The organism is Actinoplanes sp. NPDC048791, from assembly GCF_040650095.1.
Classification (GTDB): domain Bacteria; phylum Actinomycetota; class Actinomycetes; order Mycobacteriales; family Micromonosporaceae; genus Actinoplanes.
Map to the genome: position 1 here is coordinate 1 of NZ_JBEZGQ010000179.1, position 11508 is coordinate 11508.

An 11508-nucleotide genomic window follows, 5' to 3' on the forward strand; every position below is an offset into this window, starting at 1 on the left:
GCACACTGGTCCAGCGCTCCAGCATTGGGTCACCCACCACGGAGATCAACGCGGCCGCGTCGTCGTCGTGCCACGGCCGCAGCGTCAGGCCCGCCACCGGCTCCGGGTCGTTCACGACGGGGTCAGGCCACGCTCGGCGGCACTGCGCTCGACACAGAACTCGTTGCCTTCCGGGTCCCGCATGGTGACCCACCCCATCCCGTCGGGGGTGCGGTGATCCTCGTAGACGGTCGCGCCCGCCGCCAGCAGCCGCTGCACGGTCTCGTCGCGGGTGCCGGCCGGCGGCTGGATGTCCAGGTGCACCCGGTTCTTGCCGGCCTTGTCGTCCGGCACCCGGATGAACAGCAGACCGGGCGCGTCCGGCACCGGCGCGGTGATCAGCACCTCGTCGTCGTCGGGCTCCTCGTCCGGCAGGTAGCCGGTGACCTCGATCCAGAACCGGGCCAGCGCGTGCGGGTCATGGGCGTCGATCGTGATGTGACGCACCGGGTTCAGCGACATTCCTCACGCCCCGCTCAGGTGGGTCTCGATGGCCTCGACCACCAGGGCGTGGTCGTCGGCCTGCGGCAGCCCCGACACCGTCACCACGCCGACCACGCCCACGTCCGGCACCCGCACCGGGAACGCCCCGCCGTGCGCGGCATAGTCGGCCGGGTCGACGCCGTACTTGGCGTCCAGCGCGTCGCCCTTGGCCGCCAGCCGCCGTCCGACCAGGAACGACGACGCAGCGAAACGCTCCACCACGCGCACCTTGCGGGCGATCCACACGTCGTTGTCGGCCGTGCTGCCCGGCAGCGCCGCGTGGAACAGCTGCTGCGTGCCCCGGCGGATGTCCACCGCCACCGGCAGCTCCCGGGTCGTGGCCAGGTCGACCAGCAGGCTGCCCAGGTGCCACGCGTCGGCGTTGTCGAACCGGGCGAACGTCAGGCGCTGCTCCTGCTCCTCGAGCCGGGAGATGAGATCGTCGTCGGTCATGGCGCCCATTGTCCGGCAAAGATCACCTCTCCGGCAAAGATCACCCGCGACCACGGCTGCGCCGCAGCCAGATCCCCAGCGACCCCAGGATCACGAACACCGTCATGGCACAGCACACCGCTTTGAACACAGCCCCCACCCCTCATCCCGGCTAAGGTCTTACCCCGTGCGCCTGGCCACCTTCAACCTGCTGCACGGCCGGTCCCTGTCCGACGGCAACGTACACGCCGACCGGGTCGCCGCCGCCGTCGCCGACCTCGACGTCGACGTGCTGGGCCTGCAGGAGGTCGACCGCGCCCAGCCCCGCAGCGGCCTGCTCGACCTGACCGCCATCGCCGCCGAGGCCATGGGCGCACCCGCACACCGCTTCGCCGCGGCCGTCGTGGGCACCCCGGGGGAGAAGTGGCAGCCCTGGCGCTCCGACGACGACAACGCCCACCCCCTGTACGGCATCGCCCTGGTCAGCCGCTGGCCCGTGCTGCGCTGGCAGATCACCCAGCTGCCCGCCGCGCCGGTGCGTTCCCCGGTGTGGATCCCCGGCCCGGGCGGCGGACTCATGATGCTCAAGGACGAGCCGCGGGTGCTCATCGCCGCCGTCATCGACGCCCCCACCGGCCCGATGACCGTGGCCAACACCCACCTGTCGTTCGTCCCCGGCTGGAACGTGCGCCAGCTGCGCGCCGCCGTCCGCGCCCTGCGCGGCCTGCCGGCACCGCGGGTCCTGCTCGGCGACCTCAACATGCCCTCCGGCCCGGTACGCGCGTTCTCCGGCTGGCGCCCCCTGGCCCGCAAGGCCACCTACCCCAGCCCGGCCCCGCGCGCGCAACTCGACCACATCCTGGCCGACCCGCGCGGCGCCGGCCTGCTCGGGCCCGTACTGCAGGTCCGCACCCCCGCCGTGGGCGTCTCCGACCACCGGCCCCTGGTCGTGCACCTGGACCCGCCACCGGCCGACTGAGCCCCGCCGGCTCCTCACCGCGATGACCGCTGAGACGACGCTCACGCACAGATTAGTTGTGCACAATTAAATAGCGCACTACCGTTCATCGCATGGCAGGCACCGACACCACCACCGGACTCGAGCAGATGATCTGCTTCGAACTCCACGCCGCCTCCCGCGCCATGACCGGCCTCTACCGCCCCGCCCTCGACGCCCTCGGGCTCACCTACCCCCAATACATCGCCCTACGCGTCATCTGGCACCGCGGCCGGCTCACCGTGCGCGACCTCGGCACCGCCCTGCACCTCGACAGCGGCACCCTCTCGCCCCTGCTCAAACGCCTCGAACACCAAGGCCTCATCCAGCGCGAACGCGGCACCGACGACGAACGCACCGTCTGGATCAGCCCCACCGCAGCCGGCGCCGCCCTCGAACAACGAGCCGCGGACATCCCCGAACGCCTCGCCTGCGCCCTCGACCTCACCATCGAGGAATTCACCCAACTGCACCACCTGCTCAGCCGCATCCGCGACACAGCAGCCGCCACCAGCACCATCTAGGCAAGGAGAGCCCCAACCATGAGCGCTGTCTACACCGCCTCAGCCACCGCCACCGGCGACGGACGCGGCGGACACACCCGCTCCAGCGACGGCGTCCTCGACCTCGACCTCGCCGTCCCCAAGGAGATGGGCGGACCCGGCGGCCACCTCACCAACCCCGAACAACTCTTCGCCGCCGGCTACGCCGCCTGCTTCCACAGCGCCCTCAAACTCGTCGCCGCCAAGCAGAAGATCACCCTCACCGACACCGCCATCACCGTCGACGTCGGCATCGGCCCCAACGGCCAGGGCAGCTTCGGCCTCACCATCGCCATCGAAGCCGAACTCCCCGGCCTCGACGAGACCACCGCCCGCGGCCTGCTCGACGCCGCCCACCAGGTCTGCCCGTACAGCAACGCCACCCGCGGCAACGTCGACGTCACCCTGACGGTGGCCTGACATGACCCACCTCACCGCAGCCCCAGGCGTCGAACTGCACTACGAAGACTTCGGCACCGGCAACCCCGTCGTCCTCATCCACGGCTGGCCCCTGTCCAGCCGCAGCTGGGAAGCCCAGATCCCGGCCCTGATCGCCGACGGCCACCGCGTCATCACCTACGACCGCCGCGGCTTCGGCGCCAGCACCCAGACCTGGGACGGCTACGACTACGACACCTTCGCCGCCGACCTCGACGCCCTGCTGCGCCACCTCGACCTGCGCGACGTCACCCTCGTCGGCTTCTCCATGGGCGGCGGCGAAGTAGCCCGCTACCTCGGCACCTACGGCAGCGACCGGATCGCCAAAGCCGTCTTCGCCGGCGCCGTCCCGCCGTACCTCTACAAGAGCGACGACAACCCCGACGGCGCCCTCGACGACGCCACCCTCAAAAGCTTCCAGCAAGGCGTCACCACCGACCGCATCGCCTTCGTCGACGGCTTCGCCACCGGCTTCTTCACCGCCGGCACCACCCTGAAAGTCAGCGACTCCCAGGTCCGCTACGCCCAGGAACTCGCCCACATCGCCTCACCCAAGGGCACCCTCGACTGCATCGCCGCCTTCGGCCTCACCGACTTCCGCGGCGACCTCGCCAAGATCGACGTACCCACCCTGATCATCCACGGCGACAGCGACGCCATCGTGCCCTTCGAACACAGCGGCAAACGCACCCACGAAGCCATCGCGGGCAGCCGGCTCGTCGTCATCAAGGACGGCCCCCACGGCATCAACGCCAGCCACCCCGCCGAGTTCAACGAAGCCCTGCTCAGCTTCCTGAACAGCTAACCGGCCAGCTCACCCAGCGCGCGGTTGGTGCGGTTCGCCCGCACCGCCGCGCGCTGCTGCGCCGCCGTCACCTCGATGTAACCCTGCGACGTCGTCAACGACGCATGCCCCAGCAACCGCATGATCTCCGAAGCATTCGCCCCGTCCTCCGCCAGCCGCGTCGCGAACGTATGCCGCAACGCATGCAACTGCGCACCCCGCGGCACCCGATCCGTGATCCCCGCCCGCCGGTAACAGGACTCCACCAGATACTGCAACCCACCCCGCTTGAGCGGCGCGCCCTTACGATCCAGCAGCAGCGGATCACCAGGCCGCAACCGCCCGAACCGCACCCGCCGGCTGTCCAGATACCGCTCGACGACAGCATCCAGCTCCGGCTCGATCGGCACCGTCCGCGGCCGGCCACCCTTGCCGGCGACCTCGACCCGCCGCTCACCCGGACGCCCCAGCACCGAACCCGCCTTCAACGCCAGCAGCTCCGACAACCGCAGCCCGGCACACAGCGCCAAAGCCAGGACCATGACGTCGCGCTCCGGCCACGGGTCGCGCTGGCGCTCGTCAGGCTGGTTGACCGCCTGCAGAAGCTGCTCCGGGGTGTCCTCACCACGCAGCGGCTTGGGGGAGGGGACCGCCATTCTGGGCTTGCCGACGGCAGGCATCGGATTCCCGGCGACGACGCCGTCCACGACCAGGAAGCCGAAGAACGAGTTCCAGCTGGACCAGCACCGATAGACCGAGGCGGGGGCCCGCCCGGCGGCGAAGGTGGCGAAGGCGGCCCGCAGAGACTTGGGGGAGAGGTCACTCAGAGTGACGTCTTCGCCGATGAGCCGCAGGACGGTGGTGAGATCCCGGCGGTAGGCCATCAGGGTGTGCTCGGACGGCTTCCGCACGGCTCTTGCGCCGAGGAAGTCTTCTATGAGAGTTTCTACCTTGATGTCTTGTTCGTCCTGCATAAGGAATATTATGCAGGAAATACCGTCTTGGTGGGGTCCCGTCGCTGGTCGGGTTTCAGCCGAGACCGGCTTCGGGTGGGATCTTGTTGTAAGGGTTTTGTTTGTCGCAGCGGCTGCACTGCAGGAACGGCTGGCCGTCCTCGGTGGAGTGCCTGGTCCATTTGTGCCAGCCGAGCCGGCACGTCCACGGCTTGCTCATGGCGGTGACGCTACGCCCGGAGAAAGATCGCCTGCGTCCGCTGGGCGGTCCGCCGCCGGCAGCCTTTCCGGTACGCCGTGAGCGCCCGGTTTCGCTGAACCCGCGCCCCGTTCCTGGCGACGCTGACCCCGACGCCGGGAGCGCCCGGTTTCGCTCGACCGTTCCTGGCGACGCTGACTCCGACGCGGTGCTGGGTCATCCGTGGGTCAGCCGCGTCCGCCTTTCCTGCCGACGATCTTCCGCCGGGAACGCCGGATTCCGCGGCCGATCCCGTCCGTCGTGTGCCGCCGGCGATCTTGAGGCCGGGCGCACGACGGGAGTTTGCTGACGGCGTCTCGCTGTGTGCCGGGGCGCGGGTTCAGCAGCCGGTTCCACCAGACGGGTTCTCCTGAGATTTCGCTTCGTGGCCAGCCGCCGTTTCAGGCTCTCCGACCCCTCTTCCACGCTCAGGTTGACATAATGTCAATTATCGACCAGACGACCGTGAGCGAATCTGGTCGATGGACCGCTGGAATCCGGCCCCGCTTCGCGCCCCGCCCCGAAGGCGCGCCGGATGCCCGATCGCCGTGATCTTCTCGGTCACGACTCATCAGCCCTCGCGGGCTGACACAACGCGCCCGCGAAACAGCATCCGGCCCGCCGACTTCTCCGCCGCCATCAGCGAGCCCGTGCCCCCTGCTAGACCGGTCCACGGCCGTCGGGCGCTTCCATGACCCGGACGCTGGAGTCCCGGTCACTTCAGGGCGGCGGCTGCCGAGGTGGACCCGGACGCTGCGCCCGCGAGACGGCATTCGGCCTGCGTCGATGACCCGGATGCTGGAGTCCTGGTCACGTCAGGGCGGCGGCTGCCGAGGTGATCTGGGACGGTAAGGCCGTGACCGCTTCCGCGTTCGAGGTCTCTCACGACGTCGAGACCATCCCGGTGCCACAGCTGCTGGAGTTGTTCGCCTCGGCGTGGTGGGCGGCCGGCCGCACGGAGACCGAGACCCGCGACCTTCTCGCCGGGTCTGATGTCGTGGTGAGCGTGACCGACAGGTCGTCGGGACGGTTGGTCGGTTTCGCCCGGGTGCTGACCGACCGCACACAGCTGGCGCTGATCCTTGATGTCGTCGCGGCCCCCGACGTTCGAGGTGTCGGCATCGGCGCGATGATCATGGACGCGGTGCTGGCCCATCCGTGGGTCGGCCGCGTCCGGAGCGTCGAGCTGGTCTGTCAGCCGGACCTGGTTGCGTTCTACCGTCGGTGGGGTTTCACCGATGAGGTCGGGCAGTCCCGCCTCATGCGCAGGTCTGCTTGACCTTGACCGCTCCCCTGGGCCGGCGTTCGGGTCAGCTTCCGACGTAGGCGGCGAGGTGTTCGCCGGTCAGTGTCGATTTCGCAGCTACCAGGTCCGCCGGGGTGCCTTCGTAGACGATCTGGCCGCCGTCGTGGCCTGCTCCGGGGCCGAGGTCGATGATCCAGTCGGCGTGGGCCATGACTGCCTGGTGGTGTTCGATCACGATGACCGATTTGCCGGAGTCGACGAGGCGGTCGAGGAGCGCGAGGAGCTGTTCGACGTCGGCGAGGTGCAGGCCGGTTGTCGGCTCGTCGAGGACGTACGTGCCGCCGGTGCCGCCCATGTGGGTGGCGAGCTTGAGGCGTTGCCTTTCGCCGCCGGACAGGGTGGTCAGGGGCTGGCCGACGCTGAGGTAGCCGAGGCCGACGTCGGTGAGGCGTTGCAGGATGGCGTGGGCGGCGGGGATGCGGGCCTCCCCCGTGCTGAAGAATTCTTCGGCTTCGGTTACTGACATGGTCAGGACCTGGCTGATGTCGCGGCCGCCGAGGTGGTATTCGAGGACGGCGGCCTGGAAGCGTTTGCCTTCGCATTCTTCGCAGGGGGTGGCGACGCCGGCCATCATGGCGAGGTCGGTGTAGATGACGCCGTTGCCGTTGCAGGTGGGGCAGGCGCCTTCGGAGTTGGCGCTGAACAGGGCGGGTTTGACGCCGTTGGCTTTGGCGAAGGCTTTGCGGATGGGTTCGAGCAGGCCGGTGTAGGTGGCGGGGTTGCTGCGGCGGGAGCCGCGGATGGCGCCCTGGTCGACGGAGATGACGCCGGCGCCGGGTGGGACCGAGCCGTGGATCAGGGAGCTCTTGCCGGAGCCGGCGACGCCGGTGACGACGCAGAGGACGCCCAGGGGGATGTCGACGTCGACGTCGCGGAGGTTGTTGGCGGTGGCGCCGCGGATTTCGAGGGTGCCGGTGGGTGTGCGGACTGTCTTCTTGAGGGTGGCGCGGTCTTCGAGGTGCTGGCCGGTGCTGGTGCCGCTGGTGCGCAGGCCGTCGACGGTGCCTTCGTAGCAGATGGTGCCGCCGGCGGTGCCGGCTCCGGGGCCGAGGTCGACGACGTGGTCGGCGATGACGATGGTCTCGGGTTTGTGTTCGACGACCAGGACGGTGTTGCCCTTGTCGCGCAGGCGCAGGAGCAGGTTGTTCATGCGTTCGATGTCGTGGGGGTGCAGGCCGATGGTGGGTTCGTCGAAGACGTAGGTGACGTCGGTGAGGGCGGAGCCGAGGTGGCGGATCATTTTGACGCGTTGGGCCTCGCCGCCGGAGAGGGTGCCGGAGGGGCGGTTGAGGGAGAGGTAGCCGAGGCCGATCTCGACGAAGGAGGTGAGGGTGTGGTGCAGGGAGGTGAGCAGGGGCGCGACGGAGGGTTCGGTGAGGTCGCCGACCCAGGTGGCGAGGTCGCTGATCTGCATGGCGCAGGCGTCGGCGATGCTGATGCCTTTGATCTTGGAGGAGCGGGCGGCTTCGCTGAGCCGGGTGCCGTCGCATTCGGGGCAGGCGGTGAAGGTCACGACCCGTTCGACGAAGGCGCGGACGTGGGGTTGCATGGCTTCGACGTCTTTGCTCAGCATCGACTTCTGGATCGATGGGATGAGCCCGGTGAAGGTGAGGTTGATGCCCTCGATCTTGACTTTGGTGGGTTCCTTGTAGAGCAGGTCCTGCAGTTCCTTCTTGGTGTACCGGCGGATCGGCTTGTCGGGGTCGAAGAAGCCGCAGCCGCGGTAGATGCGGCCGGACCAGCCGTCCATGCTGTAGCCGGGTACGGAGATGGCGCCCTCGTTGAGGGATTTGGTGTCGTCGTAGAGGGCGGACAGGTCGAAGTCGGTGACGGAGCCGCGGCCTTCGCAGCGGGGGCACATGCCGCCGGTGATGCTGAAGGTGCGGCGTTCCTTGACGGTCTGTCCGGCGCGTTCCATGGTGACGGCGCCGGCGCCGCTGATGGAGGCGACGTTGAAGGAGAACGCCTGGGGTGAGCCGATGTGGGGTTGGCCGAGGCGGCTGAACAGGATGCGCAGCATGGCGTTGGCGTCGGTGGCGGTGCCGACGGTGGAGCGGGGGTCGGCGCCGATGCGTTCCTGGTTGACGATGATGGCGGTGGTGAGGCCTTCGAGGACGTCGACGTCGGGGCGGGCCAGGGTCGGCATGAAGCCCTGCAGGAAGGCGCTGTAGGTCTCGTTGATGAGGCGCTGGGACTCGGCGGCGATGGTGCCGAAGACCAGGGAGCTCTTGCCGGAGCCGGAGACGCCGGTGAAGACGGTGAGTTCGCGTTTGGGGATCTCGATGCTGACGTCTTTGAGGTTGTTCACCCGGGCGCCCCGCACGCGGATCAGGTCGTGCCGTGTGGTGTTCTGCGGGCTCATGCGGGACTCCATCTGTGCGGGGCGGCCAGGGTGGGGCGACGGGGTGTGGTCAGCGCAGTTGCTGGATGCGGATCATGTTGCCGGCGGGGTCGCGCAGGGCGCAGTCGCGGATCCCGTACGGCTGTTCGGTGGGTTCCTGGACGATGTCGGCGTCGCCGGCCTGGAGGCGTCCGAAGGTGGCGTCGAGGTCCTTGGTGGCGAGGTTGATGCCGCCGTAGGTGCCTTTGGCCATCATCTCGGTGATGGTGCGGCGTTCGTCGTCGGTGGTGCCGGGGTCGACGGCCGGTGGGTGCAGGACGATGGAGGTGCCGGGTTGTTCCGGGGGGCCGACGGTGATCCAGCGCATCCCGTTGTAGCCGACGTCGTTGCGGACTTCGAAGCCGAGGGTGTCGCGGTAGAACGCCAGGGCGGCGTCGGGGTCGTTGTGCGGCAGGTAGCTGCTGTGGATGACGATGTCCATGCTGATCAGGCTAGGTGGGGTGCGGGGGCCGCGGCTTCTCGATTCCTGATCGGTCTGGTGATCTGCTTGCTCACGCAGGACGGCATCCCGGCGGTGGTGCCGGCGACCTCGCGCCGGTAGACGCTGGGTGGTACGCCGACGAGTTCGGTGAAGCGGGTGCTGAAGGTGCCCAGGGAGGAGCAGCCGACGGCGAAGCAGACGTCGGTGACGCTGAGGTCGCCGCGGCGCAGCATGGCCATGGCGCGTTCGATGCGCCGGGTCATCAGGTACGAGTACGGCGATTCGCCGTAGGCGAGTTTGAAGGCGCGGCTGAGGTGTCCGGCGGACATGTTGGCGCCGCGGGCGAGTGCTTCGACGTCGAGGGGCTGGGCGTAGTCGCGGTCGATGCGGTCGCGGACGCGGCGGAGCCGGGCGAGGTCGCTGAGGTGCTGCGCTGCGGCGGGTCGGCTGGTCACACGCGAAATCGTGCCATGCCGTGCTGTGGTTGCGTAGCCCGTCGGGGGTGAGGATGGGGTGATGGCGGAGGTGTCGTTGCCGGGTGGGTTTGTCGGTGGGGCGGTCCGGGTGGGGGCGACGGTGCGGAAGGCTCCCCCGGCGGATGCCGATTTTGTCCGGGGTCTGCTGGAGTTGTTCGCCGAGCGGGGCTGGGCGGGCGCGCCGCGGTTCCTCGGTGTTGATGATCGTGGGCGGCAGGTGTTGGGTTTTGTCGCTGGTGAGGTGCCGTGGGGTGATGGCGCTCCCCCGGTCGGTGAGGACGCGCTGGCGGCGGTGGCGGTTTTGGTGCGCGAGTTCCATGAGCTGACTGCGGGTTCGGTGCTGGCCGGCGATCAGGAGGTCGTGTGTCATCACGATCTGTCGCCGAAGAACACGGTGTTCCGGGGTGGGCGGCCGGTGGCGTTCATCGACTGGGACATCGCGGGGCCGGGGTCGCGGGTGCAGGACGTGGCTCATGTGTGCTGGCAGTTCGTGCCGTTGGGGCCGGCGGTCGCGGTCGGGGACGCGGCGCGGCGGGTACGGGTCGTCGCGGACGCGTACGGCTGGGGTGACCTGCCGTTGCTGGTGGAGACGGTGTTGTGGTGGCAGGACCGCTGCTGGCGGGGTATCGAGTCGGGGGCCGCGGCGGGGGTGCCGGCGATGCTGCGGTTGCGGGAGGCCGGGGTGGTCGAGGCGGTCCGGGCCGCGTACGCGTGGACCGCGGCGCACGCCGCCGAGCTGGGGAAGGCGCTTCCGGGGCAGCGTTAGGGTGTGGCGGTGACGGATCTCCGGCGGCTTTTCGACGATCTGGTGGGTTTGGAGATCGCGGTGTGGAACGCCGTGGACGCGCGGCTGAGCCGGGAGTGCGCGTTGCCGTTGGGGCAGTTCATGCCGATGCGGGTGGTGGCGGCGACGCCGGGGTGCCGGGTGCTGGACGTGTCGGCGCAGTTGCAGATCACCGTGGGGGCGGCGAGCAAGGTGGTGGACCGGGTCGAGGCGGCCGGTCATTGTGTGCGCCGGCCGAACCCGCAGGACCGGCGTTCGTCGTTGATCGCGTTGACGCCGTCGGGGTCGGCGGCGCTGGCGGCGGCCGATGTGGTGTTCGAGCGGGCGCTGGCGGAGCTGCTGGGCGGGGTGCTGTCGCCGGCGGCGCTGGCCCGGTTCGCGGACACGCTGGGCAAGGTGCGTGCCGCCCGCTGAGGCGAAAAGTGACGAGCATGTATGTTTCGGGGCATGATGCGGCATCGGGTCGTGCCGTTGCTGGTCGTGACGTCGGGGCTGTTCTCCGTGTTGCTGGCGGTGGCTGTGAACGTGGCCACGGGCGGGGTGCTGCCGGGGGCGCTGCGGCCGTACACGTGGATGGCCTGGCCTTTGGTGGGTCTGCTGGCTGTGGTGGGCGTCGCGCTGGGGTGGTGGCAGCAGCGGCTGGCCGAGCCGCAGCCGGGTCGCGCCTTGGCGGTGCTCCCCCACCCTCCGGCTGAGTTGCCGGCGGCTCCGGCGCTGGTCGGGCGGGGTGCGGAGCTGGCGGCGGTACGGGCGGCGGTCGAGGGCGGCTCGCAGCTGGTGGTGATCGCGGCCGCCCCGGGTACGGGTAAGTCGGCGCTGGCGTTGCGGGCCGCGCACGATGCCCGCGACAGTTATCCCGACGGTCAGCTGTTCGCCGCGTTGCGGGGTGCGTCGGCTGATCCGGTGCCGCCGGAGGCGGTGCTGGTGCGGTTCCTGCGGGCGCTGGGGCGTCCGGACGACGAGCTGCGCGGTGAGGTGGTGGAGCTGGCGGCCCGGTTCCGGTCGGTGGTCGCCGACCGGCGGGTGCTGGTGCTGCTCGACGACGCCCGTGACGCCGCCCAGGTGCGGTATCTGCTGCCCGGTGGGGCGCACAGCGTGGCGATCGTGACGAGCCGGCGGCTGCTGTCGGACCTGCTGGGCGCTTCGGTGCTGACGATCGGGGCGTTGGCGCCGGGGGCGGCGCTGGAGCTGCTGGCGACCGCGGCCGGCCCGGG

General features: G+C 69.8%; 14 protein-coding genes and 1 pseudogene. 8 read left to right on the forward strand and 7 right to left on the reverse strand.

Annotation, left to right across the window (positions count from 1 at the left end; genetic code table 11):
- Positions 1-111: 111 nt before the first annotated feature.
- Both AB0C29_RS15890 and AB0C29_RS15895 read right to left on the reverse strand, forming a co-directional pair.
- Positions 112-501 carry a VOC family protein gene (locus AB0C29_RS15890; RefSeq protein WP_360820746.1) on the reverse strand — a complete coding sequence of 130 codons (390 nt, stop codon included), beginning with the start codon at positions 499-501 and terminating at the stop codon, positions 112-114.
- 3 nt (positions 502-504) lie between these two features.
- Entirely contained in the window at positions 505-975 is a 471-nt protein-coding gene (locus AB0C29_RS15895) for a heme-degrading domain-containing protein (protein WP_360820748.1), read from the reverse strand.
- Between the two features lie 166 nt (positions 976-1141).
- On the opposite strand from AB0C29_RS15895, the gene AB0C29_RS15900 reads away from it, so the two are divergent.
- The 4 genes from AB0C29_RS15900 (at position 1142) to AB0C29_RS15915 (ending at position 3736) form a co-directional block, all read left to right on the forward strand.
- Positions 1142-1933 carry an endonuclease/exonuclease/phosphatase family protein gene (locus AB0C29_RS15900; RefSeq protein ID WP_360820750.1) on the forward strand — a complete coding sequence of 264 codons (792 nt, stop codon included), beginning with the start codon at positions 1142-1144 and terminating at the stop codon, positions 1931-1933.
- 92 nt (positions 1934-2025) lie between these two features.
- Positions 2026-2475, forward strand: a complete 450-nt coding sequence (locus tag AB0C29_RS15905; protein ID WP_360820752.1) for a MarR family transcriptional regulator — start codon at positions 2026-2028, stop codon at positions 2473-2475.
- Positions 2476-2493: 18 nt separating this feature from the next.
- Positions 2494-2913: an organic hydroperoxide resistance protein gene (locus tag AB0C29_RS15910; RefSeq protein WP_360820754.1), complete on the forward strand. Its 420-nt coding sequence runs from the start codon at positions 2494-2496 to the stop codon at positions 2911-2913.
- A gap of 1 nt (position 2914) precedes the next feature.
- On the forward strand, positions 2915-3736 hold the full coding sequence (locus AB0C29_RS15915) for an alpha/beta hydrolase (protein WP_360820756.1): 822 nt from the start codon (positions 2915-2917) through the stop codon (positions 3734-3736).
- Here AB0C29_RS15915 and AB0C29_RS15920 read toward each other — a convergent pair.
- Positions 3733-4689 (reverse strand): tyrosine-type recombinase/integrase, encoded by a 957-nt coding sequence (locus tag AB0C29_RS15920; RefSeq protein ID WP_360820758.1) that lies wholly within the window; start codon positions 4687-4689, stop codon positions 3733-3735. The two genes, AB0C29_RS15915 and AB0C29_RS15920, sit on opposite strands and share 4 nt — an antisense overlap.
- 55 nt (positions 4690-4744) lie before the next feature.
- Positions 4745-4888 carry a hypothetical protein gene (locus AB0C29_RS15925; RefSeq protein ID WP_360820760.1) on the reverse strand — a complete coding sequence of 48 codons (144 nt, stop codon included), beginning with the start codon at positions 4886-4888 and terminating at the stop codon, positions 4745-4747.
- A gap of 874 nt (positions 4889-5762) precedes the next feature.
- On the opposite strand from AB0C29_RS15925, the gene AB0C29_RS15930 reads away from it, so the two are divergent.
- Positions 5763-6185 (forward strand): GNAT family N-acetyltransferase, encoded by a 423-nt coding sequence (locus AB0C29_RS15930; protein ID WP_360820762.1) that lies wholly within the window; start codon positions 5763-5765, stop codon positions 6183-6185.
- Positions 6186-6216: 31 nt separating this feature from the next.
- On the opposite strand, the gene AB0C29_RS15935 is transcribed toward AB0C29_RS15930, so the two are convergent.
- The 3 genes from AB0C29_RS15935 to AB0C29_RS15945 are packed head-to-tail and all read right to left on the reverse strand — an operon-like array spanning position 6217 to position 9489.
- Positions 6217-8574, reverse strand: a complete 2358-nt coding sequence (locus AB0C29_RS15935; protein WP_360820764.1) for an excinuclease ABC subunit UvrA — start codon at positions 8572-8574, stop codon at positions 6217-6219.
- 49 nt (positions 8575-8623) lie between these two features.
- Positions 8624-9034, reverse strand: coding sequence for a VOC family protein (locus AB0C29_RS15940; protein ID WP_360820766.1), 411 nt, complete (start codon positions 9032-9034; stop codon positions 8624-8626).
- Between the two features lie 5 nt (positions 9035-9039).
- Positions 9040-9489 carry a helix-turn-helix transcriptional regulator gene (locus tag AB0C29_RS15945; protein ID WP_360820768.1) on the reverse strand — a complete coding sequence of 150 codons (450 nt, stop codon included), beginning with the start codon at positions 9487-9489 and terminating at the stop codon, positions 9040-9042.
- A 61-nt stretch (positions 9490-9550) separates the two neighbouring features.
- Between AB0C29_RS15945 and AB0C29_RS15950 the strand changes: the two genes are divergently transcribed.
- The 3 genes and pseudogenes from AB0C29_RS15950 to AB0C29_RS15960 all read left to right on the forward strand — a co-directional run.
- On the forward strand, positions 9551-10276 hold the full coding sequence (locus AB0C29_RS15950; RefSeq protein WP_360820770.1) for a phosphotransferase: 726 nt from the start codon (positions 9551-9553) through the stop codon (positions 10274-10276).
- 9 nt (positions 10277-10285) lie between these two features.
- The gene (locus AB0C29_RS15955) at positions 10286-10708 is read left to right on the forward strand and encodes a MarR family winged helix-turn-helix transcriptional regulator (protein ID WP_360820772.1); all 423 of its coding nucleotides are present in this window, start codon (positions 10286-10288) and stop codon (positions 10706-10708) included.
- 33 nt (positions 10709-10741) lie between these two features.
- A pseudogene (locus AB0C29_RS15960) lies at positions 10742-11508 on the forward strand (hypothetical protein); the annotation flags it as partial.

What these genes read in the sequence shown, in the direction of transcription:
- AB0C29_RS15925 (WP_360820760.1), bottom strand. Translation starts at nt 4,888, where the DNA reads ATGAGCAAGCCGTGGACGTGCCGGCTCGGCTGGCACAAATGGACCAGG.
- AB0C29_RS15910 (WP_360820754.1), top strand. Translation starts at nt 2,494, where the DNA reads ATGAGCGCTGTCTACACCGCCTCAGCCACCGCCACCGGCGACGGACGC.
- AB0C29_RS15920 (WP_360820758.1), bottom strand. Translation starts at nt 4,689, where the DNA reads ATGCAGGACGAACAAGACATCAAGGTAGAAACTCTCATAGAAGACTTC.
- AB0C29_RS15935 (WP_360820764.1), bottom strand. Translation starts at nt 8,574, where the DNA reads ATGAGCCCGCAGAACACCACACGGCACGACCTGATCCGCGTGCGGGGC.
- AB0C29_RS15905 (WP_360820752.1), top strand. Translation starts at nt 2,026, where the DNA reads ATGGCAGGCACCGACACCACCACCGGACTCGAGCAGATGATCTGCTTC.
- AB0C29_RS15950 (WP_360820770.1), top strand. Translation starts at nt 9,551, where the DNA reads ATGGCGGAGGTGTCGTTGCCGGGTGGGTTTGTCGGTGGGGCGGTCCGG.
- AB0C29_RS15915 (WP_360820756.1), top strand. Translation starts at nt 2,915, where the DNA reads ATGACCCACCTCACCGCAGCCCCAGGCGTCGAACTGCACTACGAAGAC.
- AB0C29_RS15940 (WP_360820766.1), bottom strand. Translation starts at nt 9,034, where the DNA reads ATGGACATCGTCATCCACAGCAGCTACCTGCCGCACAACGACCCCGAC.
- AB0C29_RS15890 (WP_360820746.1), bottom strand. Translation starts at nt 501, where the DNA reads ATGTCGCTGAACCCGGTGCGTCACATCACGATCGACGCCCATGACCCG.
- AB0C29_RS15895 (WP_360820748.1), bottom strand. Translation starts at nt 975, where the DNA reads ATGACCGACGACGATCTCATCTCCCGGCTCGAGGAGCAGGAGCAGCGC.